The 18,165-nt window shown below is 50.4% G+C and carries 14 protein-coding genes; 7 read left to right on the forward strand and 7 right to left on the reverse strand.

What is annotated here, in order from left to right:
- The first annotated feature begins 48 nt into the window (after positions 1-48).
- Together SGBXF1_RS23835 and SGBXF1_RS10205 are read left to right on the forward strand one after the other, a co-directional pair.
- On the forward strand, positions 49-480 hold the full coding sequence (locus tag SGBXF1_RS23835) for a hypothetical protein (protein WP_238321024.1): 432 nt from the start codon (positions 49-51) through the stop codon (positions 478-480).
- A gap of 54 nt (positions 481-534) precedes the next feature.
- Positions 535-1,164, forward strand: coding sequence for a hypothetical protein (locus SGBXF1_RS10205; protein ID WP_186428310.1), 630 nt, complete (start codon positions 535-537; stop codon positions 1,162-1,164).
- Between the two features lie 165 nt (positions 1,165-1,329).
- Here the strand turns inward: SGBXF1_RS10205 and SGBXF1_RS10210 are convergent, their stop codons facing one another.
- The 3 genes from SGBXF1_RS10210 to SGBXF1_RS10220 are packed head-to-tail and all read right to left on the reverse strand — an operon-like array spanning position 1,330 to position 3,297.
- Positions 1,330-2,454, reverse strand: a complete 1,125-nt coding sequence (locus SGBXF1_RS10210; protein ID WP_186428311.1) for a site-specific integrase — start codon at positions 2,452-2,454, stop codon at positions 1,330-1,332.
- Entirely contained in the window at positions 2,435-2,680 is a 246-nt protein-coding gene (locus SGBXF1_RS10215; protein WP_186428312.1) for an excisionase, read from the reverse strand. Before SGBXF1_RS10215 ends, SGBXF1_RS10210 begins: the two co-directional genes overlap by 20 nt.
- Positions 2,680-3,297: a 3'-5' exonuclease gene (locus tag SGBXF1_RS10220; protein WP_186428313.1), complete on the reverse strand. Its 618-nt coding sequence runs from the start codon at positions 3,295-3,297 to the stop codon at positions 2,680-2,682. The genes SGBXF1_RS10215 and SGBXF1_RS10220 overlap by 1 nt, the downstream gene beginning before the upstream one ends.
- 259 nt (positions 3,298-3,556) lie before the next feature.
- Here SGBXF1_RS10220 and SGBXF1_RS10225 point away from each other — a divergent pair, with 259 nt between their 5' ends.
- Positions 3,557-4,045, forward strand: a complete 489-nt coding sequence (locus SGBXF1_RS10225) for a hypothetical protein (protein WP_186428314.1) — start codon at positions 3,557-3,559, stop codon at positions 4,043-4,045.
- A 445-nt stretch (positions 4,046-4,490) separates the two neighbouring features.
- On the opposite strand, the gene SGBXF1_RS10230 is transcribed toward SGBXF1_RS10225, so the two are convergent.
- Positions 4,491-4,781 (reverse strand): YdgH/BhsA/McbA family protein, encoded by a 291-nt coding sequence (locus SGBXF1_RS10230; RefSeq protein ID WP_037420536.1) that lies wholly within the window; start codon positions 4,779-4,781, stop codon positions 4,491-4,493.
- A 135-nt stretch (positions 4,782-4,916) separates the two neighbouring features.
- Here SGBXF1_RS10230 and SGBXF1_RS10235 point away from each other — a divergent pair, with 135 nt between their 5' ends.
- Positions 4,917-5,348, forward strand: coding sequence for a GNAT family N-acetyltransferase (locus SGBXF1_RS10235; protein WP_186428315.1), 432 nt, complete (start codon positions 4,917-4,919; stop codon positions 5,346-5,348).
- Positions 5,349-5,490: 142 nt separating this feature from the next.
- Here SGBXF1_RS10235 and SGBXF1_RS10240 read toward each other — a convergent pair whose 3' ends face one another.
- The 3 genes from SGBXF1_RS10240 to SGBXF1_RS10250 all read right to left on the reverse strand — a co-directional run bounded on the left by SGBXF1_RS10240 (position 5,491) and on the right by SGBXF1_RS10250 (position 14,894).
- Positions 5,491-6,612, reverse strand: a complete 1,122-nt coding sequence (locus SGBXF1_RS10240; protein WP_061807616.1) for an AI-2E family transporter — start codon at positions 6,610-6,612, stop codon at positions 5,491-5,493.
- Positions 6,613-7,132: 520 nt separating this feature from the next.
- Entirely contained in the window at positions 7,133-7,594 is a 462-nt protein-coding gene (locus tag SGBXF1_RS10245; protein WP_061807615.1) for a GyrI-like domain-containing protein, read from the reverse strand.
- A gap of 121 nt (positions 7,595-7,715) precedes the next feature.
- A complete protein-coding gene (locus SGBXF1_RS10250) occupies positions 7,716-14,894 on the reverse strand; it encodes a type I polyketide synthase (RefSeq protein ID WP_186428316.1) in 7,179 nt (2,392 codons plus the stop codon).
- A gap of 556 nt (positions 14,895-15,450) precedes the next feature.
- On the opposite strand from SGBXF1_RS10250, the gene SGBXF1_RS10255 reads away from it, so the two are divergent.
- The 3 genes from SGBXF1_RS10255 to SGBXF1_RS10265 all read left to right on the forward strand — a co-directional run bounded on the left by SGBXF1_RS10255 (position 15,451) and on the right by SGBXF1_RS10265 (position 18,152).
- Positions 15,451-15,867, forward strand: coding sequence for a DUF2000 family protein (locus SGBXF1_RS10255; protein WP_037422338.1), 417 nt, complete (start codon positions 15,451-15,453; stop codon positions 15,865-15,867).
- Between the two features lie 113 nt (positions 15,868-15,980).
- Complete coding sequence (locus SGBXF1_RS10260; protein WP_130380342.1) at positions 15,981-17,018, forward strand: LacI family DNA-binding transcriptional regulator; 1,038 nt, start codon at positions 15,981-15,983, stop codon at positions 17,016-17,018.
- A gap of 210 nt (positions 17,019-17,228) precedes the next feature.
- On the forward strand, positions 17,229-18,152 hold the full coding sequence (locus SGBXF1_RS10265) for a TIM barrel protein (protein ID WP_130383002.1): 924 nt from the start codon (positions 17,229-17,231) through the stop codon (positions 18,150-18,152).
- Positions 18,153-18,165 lie beyond the last annotated feature (13 nt).

Raw genomic sequence — 18,165 nt, forward strand, 5'->3', positions numbered from 1 at the left:
ACAATTGTTTGTCGGTATACACTCATTGCATATACGGAGGTATAAATTATGACCATATATCGCATGCCTGCGCTTACTGCCGAAGAGATTCGCAGCATCGGAGAAAAAGCCGTTGCGGATGTAGCTCGTCAGAAGATTACTACGACAAAAGTAGAAACTTCTGGCGCACTTAAGTCGCAAGAGAACCGCCATGCTAAAGGTAGAAAAGCGGTTCATCACAAGGTAACTAACGGACTGGTGAGCCCAGGTGCTGCTCGAGTGCAAAAATCACTCGCTGGTTCAGCCTTATCGCAGTCAGAAGAGCGAAACACGGGTGCTTCTGGAGTGCAAAAATCACTCACTGGTTCAGCCTTATCGCAGTCAGAAGGGCGAAACATGGGTGCTTCTGGAGTGCAAAAATCACTCGCTGGTTCAGTCTTATCGCAGTCAGAAGGGCGAAACTTCTTCAAAGAGGCCTTTAACAAAGCACGCAAAGGCTAAAAACAATATTTTTTGACGCCCCTATATTGGGGCGTTGTATTTTTGTGGTGAGAAATGACGACGCAGCCAAAAAAATGGGTGTTCACTGAACTCGTTAAAGATTCCGACGATCCAGAACAGTTGATAGCCTATGCAATGTATAAAGCCGACAAAGATGACCGCGCCAACCAATGCCGCTCGCGTATGATGACTGATGTTCGGGTTAATACTGAACTTGAAAGCTTTCATGACGGTATCGCTTATTCCGAGCGTCAGTTGGATGATTACCGCGCCAAAGCGCGGAGAGCCGTAGACCAACTGATTTTGACGGTTAGTCAGGGCGTTGAAAGTGCTTATGAACAGCGAATAACTGATATGAAAGCGGCTCATGATGAAGAATTAAAGAAAAAATGGGTTGAATGGGGTGAGAACGCTGCTGTCTATAGCGCCAATTTAACAACGCCGCATTTTGCGAAGCGGTTTGGTTCCTGGTTCTTAAATTGGATAAGTGGTGGTGTTTCCGGACTATTGGCTACGGTGGTTACAACCATTATTTTGGTAGGTATCATTTCTCTCGTAAAACCTGGTATTCGCGATACAGCCCGTGATGCACTTAAAAATGGTGTGGACACATTAATTCCCTCATCGCCGATACCGGGTGTAACCGATGTAGGCAATATAAACGAGCCAAAACAGCCCCAGTAATGGGCTGTTTGAATTCAGCCAGTACCATAGAATGGAATCAATAGAAATTCTCGCCTACCTATATGACTTAAACGTCCGTTTCCGCTCAAAGCCGACTGTCAGATAAGATAGCGCTATATCCACGGAAACTGTCAGTTCAGGTCTCAGCTAATACACATAAAGTTATCAGCTGACTTTGATCCAATCCTTGCCCCTATCATCATGATAGCGGTCCGTCTGAGATTGTGTTTTGTGTCCCAGAAGTATCTGCGTGTTTATGCCCTGGGATTTATACAGCCTTTCGGAGAGCGAACGCTGTTCATGAAACGTTGCTGGTGTTCCATCCACCCAATCAATATCAGTTTTATCTCTGGCTTTGCTGAAGTTGGTTGTCAGCGTATTACTTGGCACTCTGTCACCACGTTGAGCCATTGATGTCGAACGGAAGTAATGTATAAGATACTGACTAACAGCATAATCTCGGCAGCGCGAGATAATCTCACGTAAGCTTGTGTTCAAAGCATCGCATCGAAGTGAAAGAGGTAATGCCAATTTTGCCCCCGTTTTCTCCTGCAAAACATGTAAGTGGTCATCCCAGATATCGCTGAATTTCATTGCTGAGATATCACCCAATCGCTGCCCTGTAACTATGGCCAATAGCATCGCATTGCCCATGTAGCGATGCTGTTTATCAGCAATGTCGAAGATCTTCTGCCATTCCTCTAAATTCAAACGCTGCCTGGTAACCTTCCTGCGTGGTTGCTTTGTTGCGAGTGCGGGATTGTAGCCAGGCGGAACCTCACCAACATGCTGAGCCTCTTTGAATACATCGATCAGCACTGAGCGAACAACCTGGCCCATACGTGGCTGTCCGGCGTCGGTGTACTCATCCAACAACGAAGCGATATCTCTGGCATCTACCTCGGGCAAGGATTTCATTGCAAATTTTTGGCGTAGAAGGTCCACAGGCTTACGTTTTTGTTTAAACGTATTAGGTTTGATATCACCAGTGCTCAGTCGTTCTTCCTGTATTTTCCAATACCGATCGAGCCAGGTACTGACTGTTATATCTTTACCCTTAATTTGTGCCACGCGATCGCTAAGTGCCAGGATCTGCCGGCTACGTTGCTCCGCTAGTCGGCTATTGGCTTCGATCGCAATCTCACGAGCTTCCTGCTCATTGTCACCAAGAGCATGGTACTTCCCTGTAACCGGATGACGGTATCGCCAGTAGACCTTATTGGCCTTGCGGCTAAATAGGGGATACAGGTTAGGAATATCAACATTGTTCTTACGCGGTCTGGCTGCCATCTTTCAGTATCCTTTGGAGCTTCGGATTGTCATCGTGCTTAATGACCGGAGTAGTGAGTGGGCCAACTAGCTCAGCATCTTCTCGCACGCGCCATAACTTGCCTTCTTTACGTGCGGGCGGGGCGAAGTGCCCCTCTTTAGCGCAACGCCGCAAGGTATTAAGAGAGGGCGGTTTGCTGCGGTATCGCTCCGCAGCCCATTCTTCTAACGTCAGCATCTGCAGCATTAAGCACCTACCTGTCGGCTATTCAGACGATAGGCAATGGCCATCTGTTCTGCATCATTCATGGCATCATGTAGAGAGTGATGTTTAACCGTAGCAAAGCATGGTTGATGGGTTTTAGGCAGATAACCCTTGGTGCCTTTGACCATTGCATCAATGTAGGTGCGAACATCGCGCTTGCCAGCAAAATGCCACGGGTATGTTAGACCGCAAGAACGGTATGCACTTTCGAGGATAGACCCATCAAAATCGGTACCGCGGAAAAAGATACGTGCGCCTGGGTGTTGTTGAATCCAAGATGTCAGATTTACTAATGTTTGACTGAGTGGTTCCCAATTTCCAGCCAGCGCCTCATGGGCATCTTCATCTTGTTTTATCCACCACTGTTGTGTTTCGGCGCTAACAGTTCGTCCTTGCATTAACTGACCAAAGGTATCAACCAACCCATAAAATGCAGACTTGGTATAGTCGGCCAGCTCAGGATTCCGAACTACGTCCATGATTGAGTCCTGCACTCCATCGACATCTTCGATATCAAATGCAAAACCACCGATAGATAAGATCACCGCTGATGCCTGAACGTCCATTGTTTCTGTGTCGATCGTGATTGTGTAGATCATCGTTTATTACCCCACACTGATTTTCGGCAAAGCGAAGCCCTGCCAGAATTGGCAACGTTTCGCAGAGAGAAAATCGGGTTTTAAGAATGGAGGCCAGACACCCGCATAGCGCTGGCTTCCGGTTAATTACTCACACATCAGGTGACGCACCGCATTGCTATGCAGTTTTTAAAATACTGCAGAACGTCACATCATATGTTTTAATGTTAAAAATTTGTACGAAAGAAACTTATTGGCATTTTAAAAGTAAGGAGTTCTCGTGGCTAAGCTAAAACAAATCCCATACGAAGGTAACGAATATTATTATGGCGTTACTATCGATCATTTTAAGAACATTGCTCTGGGTGTATCGGGTGTGCTTATTTACAACATTATTAATGGAGCTGCCAACTGGGATAATCCAGGCATGTACGGAGTATTCACGCTGATCTTACTTTCAGGTGCCGTGCATCTATTTTTAAAAAGCCATAAAAATTGGGGGTGCGGAAGGGTATCTACCTTCAAGTATAAGGAGTTTGCTGCCAAGTTTATTAACATCATCCTACTCGGTTTTTGTGGGGTATTTTGCTCATACGCCTATGACATCATGATTGTTTCCAACGATGCCCTTGGGAAAACGCAATTCGATGTGTTTACTTATATTTGCAAAGCTGGGGTTTGGATGTTGGCTTATATTGCTTTATCAAGTTTGTTCACTCATTTTGCTATTAATAAAGTAATAGAACCTGCTGATATGCAGAAAGTTTGAATCCAGCCTTAATTAAGGCTGATTTACGCAGATTTTTAAAGAGCGAAAAAAGTGCGGCTGACACCAACCCAGCGAACAGCCGCCAGGACTACACACAGCATAAATTATTGCCGGGTATCTGCGCTTGCTTTCGCTGCAGGGCCGCCAGCGCGGCGCATAAGATGTGGCGGTTGGTAAACAACCCCCCCGAAGTTTCCAGCCTGACCACATCGATATGCTCACTCATGAGTTTCTGGATACTCCACCGTTCCTAGACTTAAGGGAAAGGATGAGTGAGTATGTCGCTATTTGCCAGTTTTTAACCATAACCGGCACATAGTTATGCGATATGATTTTTAATCTAATAACAACCAGGCGAGCGTGGAGAGCAGAAATTAATATTGCTGTTTTACGGCTGGTTGAGGTGAGTTGTGATGCCCTCGAACCAACGTATTTGCACAACCAATCACCGATACATCATTGCACTCATTCGCTCCACTTTATCTTTGCCGAAGCTACGCAGCGTCATTACGTAATAACGATAATGGTGTTTCTGCGCATATTCTCTGATCTGTTCTTCCGCAAACATGCCGGTAAAAGTTACCGTGGTGACGAACCTTAGCCCCTTCACCTCATAGGTGCTGATTTCCTGCGGGGTACCGATATAAGGTGGAGGGGAAACCGTCTGGCGTGACTGACAGCTGGCCAGGAACAAGGTAAACAATAAAACGGCGGACGTTTTGCGAGAAAGCTTCATTTGGGTTTATTCCATCCTTGGGGTATTTATTAACTTTATATAGGGTTACAGATTTATTCGGAGATGTAAAACCTATCCAAGCATGATTGTGGGTTGGTTGATGTGGGCCATTGTAGAACACAGGGGGGCAGAAAAATGATTGTTCGTCTTGCTACGATAGCTGACATTTCCGTGCTGACCGCTCTCGATACTGTTGTATCCCATGGGCCGCATCGCTGTGCCCAGATCAGGGAATGGTGTGCGGCAGGAATTTGTTATCTGGCGGAAAGTAGAGGTCAGGTGATGGCTTATGGTGTGTTGAATGCCCATTTCTTTGGCTGTGGTTTTATCGAAATGTTGATGGTGGCTGAAGGTTCTCGGCGACAGGGAGTGGGTTTAAAGCTGCTCCACACGCTGATATCACTTTGTCCAGAGCCGAAGCTTTTCACATCAACCAACCGTTCGAATGTACCCATGAGAAGATTGTTGCTAGCGGCTGGCTTTATCGAAAGCGGTCATATTGAAAATCTTGATGAGGGCGGTCCGGAAGTCATTTATTTCTATCCGAACAAGTGTGCGAGGAATTAACTGACCATTGAGGTCACTTTAACTTAAGTGATACGCGTTGTTATCCCTATTGAGCCGTGGGGGGCTTATAAGGCGTAACTTGGCCAGACGCGGATAAAAAAGCGGGGCCTGAACTGGCCCCGGAATGAAGAGTACTGACGTTTCAATCCACCTTAGTGGCATCAGGGTGATTTTTACCTTCCTCGATAAAATCTTCATCGATTTCATCAGTGGTTTCTGCGCTGTCGCGGCCGGAAAGAATATTCCAGCAGGCGATGAACAGGGCGGCGATCAATGGGCCGATGACGAAGCCGTTGATGCCGTAGATTTCCATCCCACCCAGAGTAGAGATCAAGATCAGGTAGTCAGGCATCTTGGTGTCTTTGCCGACCAGTAACGGGCGCAGAATGTTATCGACCAGGCCGATGATCACCACGAAGAAGCCCACCAGGAACAGGCCTTTCCACAACATGCCGGTGGCGAAGAAGTAGATGGCAGCAGGCACCCAGATAATGGCGGAACCCACGGCAGGGATGATCGACAGGAATGCCATCAATGCCGCCCATAACAGGCTACCTTCGATACCGGTGATGTAAAAAGCCAGGCCACCGAGTGCCCCTTGCACTACTGCAACTACTACTGTGCCTTTCACCGTCGCGCGGGAAACGGCAGCGAATTTCACGAACAGGTGATGCTTAACGTGTTCGGACAGTGGTAATGCTTCGAGTGACAGGTTAACCAGATAAGGGCCATCTTTCAGCAGGAAGAACAACAGATAAAGCATGACGCCAAAGCCAACGGCGAAGTTGAACGTGCCTTTGCCGATCAGGAACACGCTACCAGCAAGGTATTGTCCGCCCTGCAGTGCCACCTCTGAGAGTTTCTTTTGTATTTCAGCTGCATTGTCGAGATTATGTTCGGTCAGAAAATGACGTGCCCAACCAGGCAGTAATCGCAGGGTGTCGGCCAGAATGACCGGGAATTGCGTGTTGTTACCTTGCAATTTGGTATAGACAACGTTGAGTTCAATGGCCAATGAAGACGCGATGATCGCCAATGGGGTAAACACGATCAAACAGATTACTGCGACCGTCAAAAGCGAGACCAGCCCATTTCGTTCGCCCAGGTATTGTTTGAGCTTCTGTTTCACCGGGTGGAAAATCACCGCCAAAATGATAGCCCACAGCACTGACGAGTAGTAGGGACCCAATACGTCCAGAAAAGCAGCGGTAACAATAAAAAGGATCAGAATAAAGAATCCCTTTGAAATACCTTTAGACATCATACTCGTCCCTCAAATGATAAGTTTGCCAGCTATGGGCGCTGGTTGAAAACAACCCTATCATTACCAACGTTTAACCGGTAGCGGATTTTTAGCCCTACAAATCCCTGCTTTCTTATGGGGTAAGCGGCAGCACTCAGGATGCATGGCAATATGACAGACAGCACAAAGATGATTAATAAAATTTATTGTTTCATTTTGTGAGGCGTGCTTGAAGATGTGTAATGCGTCACCTAAGTTTGAAGTGGATCACATTTCACGTGAATAACCAGAGGGTTTGCCGATGGCTGAGCACAAGCGTCTTAGGGTTCTTGAGACAATGGCATTGATCGCCTTTGCCGGATTATTGTTATATCTGGCGGCGAGCGGGGCGTTGTCCTTATTCGGCCTGGATCATCACTGGCCTTATCCTTCCAGATAGGGCACTTTTTACCGGAAATGATGAGCGCTTCTAATAAAAGATACACGCCATTGTAATTGTCGGTTGAAAAGGGAAGCCTTCGCTTCCCCTGGTTCGATAACATCAGGCTATGATGCCAACATGAATCTGCACTTCTTCTGGGCCGGTGAAGAGTTCAAAGTCAGACAGATAGCTGCGGACAATATCGTCACGCTGCTCGAAATATTTCCAGACCCCATCCCATGCCTCAATGATGGCCTCTGGCATTTTCCCTCGTGCTTCAAATACCAAATACTGACCGCCATGCAGCACCACATTGCTGAAGTCAGCGTTAGGCTGATTGACCAACACGCCTGCAGTGGCGTCGTAGTAGTCATTAACATCGGAAGCATAATTGGAATAAACACCCACCAGTGGCGTATTCGGCAGCCTATGAGGGACATTATCGGCCAGGTTTTTGGCGAAAAAATCCTGCCACAGGCCGGCGATCTTGGCTGTTTCCGGATTGAATTCATCCTGGTTTTTGCTTCTGACGGTCAGGCCCGACACCAGTTTGCGGGAGACGAGTATTTTTCTCGGTTTCATAACGGTAATCCTGTTCAGTGTGAAAAGGTCAATGTTGCCTGCCGGGCGGCACAGTAACGTGCTTGCCGCACAGCGATGAAACCCCGTCCGACCGAGGCCGGACGGGGCACGGATGAAGCGCTTACTTACTTAACCATTGCGCCACCGCCAGCGCGATTTTCTCTCCTATAAACTCTTTGTTTCTGCTGACGAACCAGTGGTCGCCGTGCACCAGGAATTGCTGGAACTCTTGTGTGGTTTGCTCCTGCCAGGCGGTCATTTCTTCGACCAGGGTGACCTCGTCTTCGATCGCCGAGAAGACGCTGATCGGACAAGACAAGGGTTCAGCATGCTGATATTCGTAGCTCATCAATAAAGGCATATCACGTCGCATCCCCGGCATGATCTGTTTGACGAACTCCAGATCGTCGATGTAACTCAGCAGGCCAAGGATTTTTTGTTCCGAGTTAGACGCCTTGCCCGTTTCACGCAGTGCGTCGCGGTTTTTCCACGTACCGGTCAGCTGTGGCGCCATAGTGGCTGAAGAGAAGAAGTGTACAGGCAGTTTTTTGCCAGCGGCACGCAGAGAACGATAGAGTTCGAACATCACAATGCCGCCGTAACTGTGGCCATAGAAAGCGATTTCACCGTCCCAACCGAGCCGTTTTTCATCCTCCATCAAACGATCGAACGCCTGTTCCAGCTCTTCCAGCAATGGCGTCAGGTGGGTGTGGTTGGGCTCCTGCAGACGGTTTTCACGGCCAGGGGATTGAATGGCGTAAATTTCGCAATCCTCAGGGGCGTTATACAGGAAGTGAGCGAACATCGAGGCCCCCGCGCCCATAGGGTGCATCATGAACAGCTTAAGTTTCTTCGGTTGTTCACCCTTAGCCCGCTTGAGACGCACAAAGTAATCGTGCACCACTTCAATGTCCTCCTCAGAGGTTATGCCGGAAATATCGCCGGATTGTTGTTGTGGTGATTCCCCATTGGCCAATTCTTGCTGCAACTGTTCCGCCAGCTCCAGCAGGCTTGGGCCTTTCACCATGCGCATCAGCGGGTAGTTAATCTCCAGCTTTTGCTGGATCCAATGGCGCAGCTGATTGAGCATCAGCGAGTCCAGACCCATAGAGGAAAGCGATTTTTCTGCGGAGATCTTATCCCCCGTGGTACCCAAAATACGGGCCAAGGCTTCGATAAGATGCGCCTTTAGCGCCTGCACTGCGTCGGCCTCCGCTAGCGCTTGCACCTGCTCGCGTAGGCTCTCGTTGCCACCGCCCTGGCCTTTGATCTGCAGTGCCTCATTGGACAACAAATGGGCGAAACGTAGGTCATTGCGTAAATGATCGAAGTGTTCACGGAAACGCAGCCAATCGATATTGGCCGCCATTCTCACCACGTTGCCATCCAGCAATATGCGCTCTATTTTGGCCGTTATCTGTTTTTGGCTCATCGGCAGCCAACCTTGTTTCTCCAGCAGGTTCAACAACGAATCGGCGTTTTTGGTCAGCCCGGCGAAGTGGCCGAGTACGCCAATATTGATGGCCTGGGCCGGCAGCCCCTGCATTTGACGATACAGTGTCAGCTTGTCGACGAAGTTGTTGGCCGCGGAGTAACAGGTTTGGCCGCCAAAACCAAACACCGAGGCGATGGAAGACAGCGAGAGGAAGAACTCCAGCGCCTCGTGGTGCAAGGCTTGATGCAAATGCCAGCTGCCGAGCGCTTTGGCGGCGAATGCTGGCATCAATTCTTCGCGTTGAAGATTGCCGATCAACGCATTTTGCATGACCGCTGCGCCGTGGATCACACCACCTAATGGGGCAAGGGTTTTCACCTGTTCGAGCATTTTGTTCACTGCCTTGGCGCAGGACAGGTCAACTTCCGGCAGCAGGATCTCGACATCTTGCTGCCGAAGTTGCTGAATGGCACGCCGATCCTCCTCGTTTTTCGGGCCGCTGCGGCTGGCAAGCGCCAGTTTTCGCGCACCGTGGGCGACTAGCCATTTGGCCAACACGATCCCCAATCCGCTGGCGCCGCCGGTGATCAGGTAAATCTTCTCCGGCGCTAACTGCAGATGCAATGCAGGCAGCGCATTAACCTCTTGCCCTTCCAGGATAACCACTCGGGTAGCCGTCTTATCATCGTCATTCAGCGCAGTGCTAAGGTCTGCGATCGAAACCACCGAGCAATCTGGCAGCGGCATGGGGAGATTGCCATTGAGTAAACTGACGGCCTGCGTGAACAGCTCGGCGGCCTCTTGCGGTCGTTGACTAAGCAGAGCCAGAATGTCGACGGCGAAGTAGCTCAGGTTGATCGCCTGTCGTCTAACGTTCAACGTGTTGTCGGCACTATTGTATTGGGCATTCAGCTCAATGAAGCGACCGAAGGCACGCAGGCATTTTATGCTCTGTACCACTCCTTTACCGCGTAATTGGTTCAGAACGATATCAATCCCTTCGCCCTGACTATCGGCCATGATTTGTTCGCGGAAATCAAGGCGGCTGCTGTCGTAAACCTGATTAACACCTAGTGCACGCAATCTTTCGCGTCTGGCTTCGGTGTCGGCGCTGGCGTAAATCTCGGCCCGGGTCTGTTGGGCCAGATGAACGGCGGCTATCCCGACCGGGGTGTGCGCGTTATGGATCAGCACGCGCTCGCCCGGCTTGATGCGTGCAAGGCCAATCAGCGCATGCCAGGCGGTCAGGCATGCCAGTGGCGTCCGCGCGGCCTGTTCAAATGACAGCGCTACCGGTTTGTGGATCACGCAGTGTTCGCTTACGTTCAGCGTGCCGGACAAAGCATTGTCGGCAATAGCGATCACCTTATCACCGGTTTTGAAACGTCGGACGCCGGATCCTACGCGGGTAACGACGCCGCTGCATTCGTGGCTGAGAGTGTGCGATTCCGAGGTCCTGTCGAGCAGCGCCGCGGCTTTAACGGCGATTTCAACCTCGTCGTGTTTTGGTGCCTGCGGCGTAAACTGTCGCAGCTCAACCGAACTGATTACCCCAGGTTTAGCCAGCACGGCTTGATAATGACCGCCGCTGCCAGGCAGCGTCCTTGCGGCTTGCGCCTGGGCTTGAACGGGATCCACTGGCTCTAACCGATGGACGAAGAGGTGCTCGCCGCGAATGGCCAGCTCGGTTTCTTTGCCCGCGCTGTCGGTAGAGGTGATCAATTGAGCGAGCAGCCGCAGTTCATCTGCATTGGCTTCGCTTAAATCCACCACTTTGCAGATAGCGAGAGGGTACTCGTTATTCATGGTGCGGCTTACGCCATACATCGGCGCCTGCACCAGATTAAGCCGCCGATCTTCCTGTGTGACCAAATCGGAGCCGCAGTTGACGGTCCACAGTATTGGCTGTAGCTCATTCTCGATGATGGCATGGTTGATATTGACGCTTTTCCACAACATGGTCTCGATGCGCGGCGCCAGGTTGTCTTCGCCTGTTTGTGACATTGGCAGCAGGTTGACGATACGATTGAGCGCAGGATAGCGAGTTTTGACTTCGCCTAGGGCATTGAGCACCGCCTGTCGCTCTTGCAGATCGACCGGCCAGTCAAACTCTGGATGCTCCCCGAGTGTGATGACATTAGCGCCTAGCCGTTGCAATTCGGCGACGATCGCAGAGTGTGGGTGTGGCGCATCGGCGATCAGCAAAACGTCCGCGCCGGACTGCGGCTCGATATTAATGTCGTTTGCCGGCTGCCAGAGGTATTGGTAACTGCCGCTGTAAGCCACGTCTTCTTCGTTACTGCGCGAGCCGGTAATGTATTTAAATCGCAGACCCATAATCTGAGCGACGACATGGCCCGCATCGTCAAATACTGTCACATTACTTTGCAGATATTCTTCATCGGCCTGCTCGATGCAGAGGTAGTTCCATAAAATATCGCCATCTGGCTCTCGGAACAGACTGTAACGGTCGATATGAACCGGCAGATACACGCCCAACTCTTCGTCGGCTTCCAGTCGGCGAGTGGCGTAAATGGTATGGATAATGGTATCCATAATGGCTGGATGGGCAAAATAGCGATCCAGATCGTGTTTGAGGCTGTCCGGAATGACGATTTTTGCCAGTAACTTGCCAGGCGCATTCCAGAAATTCTGGATATTCTTGAATTTTTCCCCGTAGCTCAGGCCGCCGCGTTTCAGGCTGTTGTACATGGGCTGGACTGGCATTCGGTCACACACTTCGCGCTGCACATCGGCCAGAGAGATCGTCGGGGGAGTGGGCAGGGCGTCCAAACAGTTCATACGCCCGCTAGAGTGTCTCACCCATTCTGCATCCGGCTTGCCGGGATCGCGGCTGACCAGCCAGTAGCGGCCTTCTGCCGGGTCAAGCTCCAGATTAATGGCTAATGGTTCTCCTTCATCGGGTAAGAACAACCCACGCTCGAAGCTGATGTCCATCAGATAACGGAAAGATTCACCAAACGCTTTTTTCGCCGCCGCCATGGCGATCTCCAGATGACCGGAACCAGGGAAGAGGATCATGTCGTCCATGCGGTGTTCGCTGAGGTAAGGCTCGGCCTGGCTGTCGAGAAACACCTTGAACACGTGTCTGTCCGGGGTGACGCCTGAAGCCTGATGCTGCGTGATATTAGGGTGCAAACTTAATTGGAGGCGATGATGTTGGTGCGCGAGGCTCTCGTTCCAAAAACGTTTTTGTTGCCAGGCGTAACGCGGCAAGTCATGCAACCGTTTAGCCCCGGGGCAGACCTTAGCCCAGTTCATAGGCTGTCCGGCGACGTACAACGCGCCCAGCGTTTGCTTCAACCGCAGCGCTTCGTCTTCCTGGCGACGGATCGAGGGGTAGATGCGTGCGTCAGCATTGAGGTTGGCGAACAGTTCCTCAGCGCCACCGCTCAGGGCCGGATGAGGGCCGATTTCGATGAAGGTGTCGAAACCGTCTTCGATCATGCGCTGCAGCGCAGGGGCGAAATACACCGGATCGCGCACGTTTTGGTACCAATAATCGCTGACCAGGTGCAGGCCGTCTTCCCGCTTGCCACTGACCGTGGAATAGAGGGCGATCTGTGCTGCGCTGGGCTGCAGGTCGTTAAGCGAACCGATCAATTCTTCTTTGAGTGGTGCCATATGATGCGAGTGGAAAGGCACGTCCACCTTCAGGAAGCGGTGGAAGATGTCCTGTTGTTCCAACTGACGGGCAATCTCCTCCAGCGGGGCCCGATCGCCGGAGAGTGTGATGCTCTCCGGTCCGTTGATCGCCGCTACCGAAACGCGGTCGGCCACCTTGGCGATCAGCTTTTCGGCGGCAACCAGATCGACGCCGACCGCCAGCATTGCACCTTTGCCAGCGGCGGCATGCTGGCCGCGGCTGCGATGGAAGATCACTTGCACCGCCTGTTCCAACGTCAGGGCACCTGCGGTGTAGGCGGCGGCCACTTCGCCGATCGAGTGGCCGATCACACCTGCCGGTTCGATACCGTTGTGTTTCCACAGTTCAACCAGGGCGATCTGCAACGCCATGATGGCCGGTTGGGCGATGCGCGTATCGCTGACACGCGATTCTGTCTTGCCGCGGCTCATTTCCTCCAGCAGTGACCAGCCGGCGATATTGACGAACAGCTTGTCGACTGTAGCGATCACGTGGCGGAAGACCGGTTCGGTATCTATCAACTGGCGACCCATGGCGTACCACTGAGGCCCTTGGCCGGTAAATACGAAGGCCAACCGTGGTTTTTTCTCCTGTGGCTGTCCGGACACCGTACCTTCCAGTGGCTCATCGCTCAGGAAAGCACTAATTTTGCTGGACAATTCCTCAGGAGAACGGGCGGCGATGGCCAGGCGATGACGCAGTGAAGATCGATGCTGGCCGGCATTGAAACAGAGGTCGTTTAGATTGATTTTTCCGGCAGACAGATAGCTCTGATAGGCGTTCAGTTGGGCTTTCAGGGCTTCCTGCGTTTGCGCGCTGCAGGTGAACAAGTTGACCTCCGGCTCAATGTCTTCGGCCAGGTCCTGTCCAACAATGATCTCACTATCCGGCACATATTCTTCCATCACCACGTGGGCGTTGGTGCCGCCAGCGCCGAAGGAGTTGACGCCACCGACGCGAGGAGTTCCATCGGCTGGGGCCGGCCAGGGTTGGTTGTGCTCGACCACTTTCAGCCGCCAATTTTCAAAGTCAATTTTGGGATTCGGTCGATTGAAATGAAGGTTCGCGGGGATCTGTTTATGGTGAAGGCAGAGCGCTAGCTTGATAAACCCGGCAACGCCGGCGGCGCCTTCTAGGTGGCCGATATTGCTCTTTATTGAACCGATGAGCAGCGGTTGCGTCGCAGGCCGTTGACTAAACAGGTTGGCGAAGGCGCGCGTTTCCAAAGGATCGCCGACCGAGGTGCCGGTGCCGTGCGCTTCGATGTATTGCACGCGCCCGGGATCGATGCCAGCGCCCTGATAAGCTGCCTGCAGCATGGCGGTTTGGGAATCGGGGTTGGGAACAGTGAAACCTGCCGGGGTATAGCCGTCGGAGTTACATGCGCTGCCACGAATTAGCGCGTAGATTTTGTTGTTATCCGCCAGCGCTTTCGACAGCGGTTTTAAATAGATCATGCCCACGCCTTCGCCGCGCACGTAGCCGTTACCGCTTTCGTCGAAGCTCTTGCAAAGCCCGTCAGCGCTCAGGAAATTACCTTTAGATAGCATGATGGTTTGTGCGGGGTTGATATTAATATTTACGCCACCGGCGACGGCGCGATCCGCTTCGCGGTGCCAGATGCTTTGGCAGGCCAGATGAATGGCCACCAAAGAAGCGGAGCACGCGGTATCCAATGAAATGCTGGGACCTTTTAAATCGTACAAATAGGAAATACGGTTTGCCAACGAGGTCAGCGAGGTGCCCATTGTTGATTGCGGGCTGATACGATAACGGTTATTTGGATCAGCTAAAATATCCTGATAATCATTGGCGAACGATCCAACATAGACGGCAGTTCTGGAACCAAGGAAATCTTCAAGGCGATCGCCAGCATCCTCTAAGGCTTCGAACGTGGCCTGCAATAATAACCGTTGTTGCGGGTCAATGTTTTCTGCTTCTTTAGGGAAAATATTAAAAAATTCATTATCAAATTTATCAATTCCGTTGATAAAGCCACCGCGTGCGGTCTTGGTTTTTCCGGCTTTATTTGTATCTGGATCGTAGAATTTGTCTTTATTCCAGCGATCAGGCGGGACGTCAGTAATTCCGTCGGTGCCTTTCAGTAACATATTCCATAACTCTTTGTGATTATTCGCATTTCCAGGGGTTTTACAGCCAATCCCAATAATAGCAATAGGTTCTCTTTTCGTAGACATAAGGTGACCTCCATTATGAAAATATAGGATTTTTTTGAATGTAAGTGGTTTGTTAGTTGACTATTTAACTAGGGTTTATTCATTAATTTACTCTGTAGTGAGATATCAGCAAACTATTATAGATAGTTAATTTTTTTTTACATTTATATTTGGTTGTTTTTAATGATCTTTTCATATCGGCATGTTTTATTTGGTTTTTTATTTTTATTGAATTCATATGATATTATTTTTTTGGGTATATATAAAAAACTTTATATTTATTCACTGCGAAGAAATATGAATAATTATCAGGTAATATCCATATTTATTATTGGTATAGCTGTGTTGGTTTTAATTTTAATGTTTAGAGTTGGTTATTATCTTTATTTCTATAATTTCAAAACAGCTTTATTTCCTTTTTTGTCTGGTTCGATGGTGAGGCACTGTGATGAGGCACTGTGATGAGGCACTGTGATATTGATACGGTATGTCATTTTTTTACGGCAGCGCTGATCAATATCATTGAAGATTACAGCCCGTCTGAGTCACACTGACAGCAGTATCCAAGGAGAGACACATGTACAGCGACAATGAGAAGAAGTTCTATATCATCCTAAACCGCAACCACGAACCTGCAACCTTGTTCAACGCGTCCTGCCATTTGACGGCAGGCATTACCGATTTGATCGAGCAGCGTGAATTCCATCATTACCCTAGCGCTATTGAAGGCGTAAGCGCCAATATGAGTCATTACCCGATCGTGATCCTGCAGGCGAAAAACAGCAGCCAGCTCAGCAATTTGATCCTTAAATGTAAGGAAGAGGCGGTGCTGGCAAACTTCTTCACCACCACCATGTTGTCACATTCCGCAGAGCAGCAGATCGCTGATACTGCGAATACAGACTATGAAAAACTGGAGTTCGTTGCTGTGGCGCTGTACGGGGACACAGAACAACTTAAGCCGCTAACGAAAAAATTCTCCGTTTATCGGTAAACCCTGCCTCCGCCATACCTCATTAACGTGCCCGATCACACAAACGCTGCCGCCGGGTTTCTTCAGGCGCATTTGGCATGATAGCTTTTATCAAAATATGATAGGAGATGAGTATGGCAGGCAAGAAAACGACCCTGGCCGCCATCGCCAGAGAGGCGCATGTCGGCATTGCTACGGTTGACCGGGTGATAAATCAGCGTGCAACGGTGCGACCGGAAACGGAACGTAAGGTCATTGCGGCAGCGCAAAAATTGGGGTTCGCCTTAGAGAAATCGCACAGGCTATTCGAAGCGGCTGGGAAACCGGTTGTCCGGATAAAAATGGGGTTTATCCTGCTGCAAAAAGAGCACTCATTTTACGCACAGCTGGCGGAAAATTTGCGGGAACAAGCCGCATTATTTCACGAGCCGGCATGTCCCCCGCAGTTCATTTTTCATGATATCAGTGCAGTCAGTGAGACTGCCGCCGCCATTACACACTTAAGCCAGAGTGTGGATGTGATTGGGGTATTGGCGTTGGATAACCCGATGATTCGCTATGCGGTTGAAGAGGCGACCCGACGAGGCGTCAAGGTGTTCACGTTGTTGTCGGATCTGTCCGTGCAGAGCCGTACCGGTTACATCGGGTTGGATAACCAGCAGGCTGGCCGTACTGCGGCTTGGGCAGTGGAGCGGCTGTGCCGTCAACAAGGAGATGTTGGTGTGATCATCGGCGATAACCGATTTTTGTGCCAGGAAACCTGCGAAATTAGTTTTCGATCCTACCTGCGTGAACATCTGAGCGCTCATCGGGTACTTGAGCCGGTACGTAACCATGAACAGGCAGAAAGTGCCAGGCAAGTAACCCAGTCCTTACTGGCACAATACCCTGATCTCGTGGCCCTCTATGCACCGTGCGGTGGCGTGGAAGGCATTATCACTGCGTTGCGGGAGAGTGGCAGACAACATGAGGTGATGTTGGTTTGCCATGGTCCGGTGGACGGAGGGGATATGGCATTGTTTGACGGCACGTTGGATTTGATGCTCAGGCACCGCATTGCCGAATTCGCCGCGTCAGTTATCACCACTTTTGTGTCGGCTGTAGCCGGTGAGTCGTCCGGTTTTATGCATGCCATTAATCGTTTTGATCTGATCACTAAAGAAAATATCTGACTGTCAGGCTCCCTGTACGGGGGCCGTCCTCCGCTTTTAATTTCCTGATACCGTCTATACGCCGTCCTGTCTTGTTTTGATAAAAAACTATCATTTAAATGATTTAAATTAACGCGATCACTATCAAAAAATGAAAATTTCATCATTGATGGTTTCGAAACGTTTGTTTGATACTGACGTCACGCCCACCTCGAAACGGAACAAAAAATGATGACTTTGCCTATCGCCAATGCACCCTGCAGTTGGGGAGTGGATGACCCTACCAATCCCTTTCTTCCGCCTTACACTACTGTGCTGCAGGAGGCGAGCGCAGCAGGCTATCACAGTATAGAGCTAGGTCCGTGGGGCTATTTACCGACGGAGACTCAGACGTTGAATGCCGAGTTGCAGCGGCACGGATTATCGCTGGTGGCGGGGACCCTTTTTGACGATTTGGTCAGTGAGTATAACTTTGGCCATATCCTTGAGCTGACGCATAACATTTGCCGCAATTTGTCACTGTCAGCCAAAGCGCAACAAATCCGCGAAACCCATTTCTCGCCACCGTTTTTGGTGATCATCGATTTCGGCGATCCACAACGGGCTAAATTCGCCGGGCAGTCCGCTTTGGCACCGCGGTTGGCGCAAGCCGATTGGCAAAGAATGATGAACCATATTATTACCGTCAGCGAGATAGCCTGGCAGGAGTATGGCGTTCGGCCGGTTGTGCATCCTCATGCAGGGGGCTGTATCGAATTTGCCGATGAGATCGAGCAACTTACCATCGATATTCCACACCAAACCGCGGGTTTGTGCCTGGATACCGGGCACCTTTATTACGCAGGTATGGATCCCGTTACCTGGCTCGATCGTTACTTTACGCGCATTGATTATTTGCATTTCAAGGACGTTAACCCGCAGGTATTTCACGATGTATTGGTGCGCGGGTTGGATTTCTTTACGGCTTGTGCAGAAGGGGTTATGTGCCCTCTGGGCCAGGGGGCAATTGATTATCCAGCTGTGCGCGAACTGTTGGCGGTGCGCGGTTATCAGGGCTGGATCACCATTGAGCAAGAACGCGATCCGCGTCAGGCGCAGGGCAGTTTGCGTGATGTAACTGAAAGCCTCAATTATTTGCGAACCCGCGGTTTTTAATCAGGAGAGACGA

It is taken from the genome of Serratia grimesii (genome assembly GCF_900186025.1).
In the GTDB taxonomy this organism is placed as follows: Bacteria; Pseudomonadota; Gammaproteobacteria; order Enterobacterales; family Enterobacteriaceae; genus Serratia; species Serratia grimesii.

Bases quoted from the DNA above. Each gene is read 5' to 3' on its own strand.
- SGBXF1_RS10245 (WP_061807615.1), bottom strand. From the start codon at position 7,594: ATGAAACCGAGAAAAATACTCGTCTCCCGCAAACTGGTGTCGGGCCTG.
- SGBXF1_RS10205 (WP_186428310.1), top strand. From the start codon at position 535: ATGACGACGCAGCCAAAAAAATGGGTGTTCACTGAACTCGTTAAAGAT.
- SGBXF1_RS23835 (WP_238321024.1), top strand. From the start codon at position 49: ATGACCATATATCGCATGCCTGCGCTTACTGCCGAAGAGATTCGCAGC.
- SGBXF1_RS10240 (WP_061807616.1), bottom strand. From the start codon at position 6,612: ATGATGTCTAAAGGTATTTCAAAGGGATTCTTTATTCTGATCCTTTTT.
- SGBXF1_RS10265 (WP_130383002.1), top strand. From the start codon at position 17,229: ATGACTTTGCCTATCGCCAATGCACCCTGCAGTTGGGGAGTGGATGAC.
- SGBXF1_RS10250 (WP_186428316.1), bottom strand. From the start codon at position 14,894: ATGTCTACGAAAAGAGAACCTATTGCTATTATTGGGATTGGCTGTAAA.
- SGBXF1_RS10260 (WP_130380342.1), top strand. From the start codon at position 15,981: ATGGCAGGCAAGAAAACGACCCTGGCCGCCATCGCCAGAGAGGCGCAT.
- SGBXF1_RS10230 (WP_037420536.1), bottom strand. From the start codon at position 4,781: ATGAAGCTTTCTCGCAAAACGTCCGCCGTTTTATTGTTTACCTTGTTC.
- SGBXF1_RS10215 (WP_186428312.1), bottom strand. From the start codon at position 2,680: ATGCTGCAGATGCTGACGTTAGAAGAATGGGCTGCGGAGCGATACCGC.
- SGBXF1_RS10255 (WP_037422338.1), top strand. From the start codon at position 15,451: ATGTACAGCGACAATGAGAAGAAGTTCTATATCATCCTAAACCGCAAC.
- SGBXF1_RS10235 (WP_186428315.1), top strand. From the start codon at position 4,917: ATGATTGTTCGTCTTGCTACGATAGCTGACATTTCCGTGCTGACCGCT.
- SGBXF1_RS10220 (WP_186428313.1), bottom strand. From the start codon at position 3,297: ATGATCTACACAATCACGATCGACACAGAAACAATGGACGTTCAGGCA.
- SGBXF1_RS10210 (WP_186428311.1), bottom strand. From the start codon at position 2,454: ATGGCAGCCAGACCGCGTAAGAACAATGTTGATATTCCTAACCTGTAT.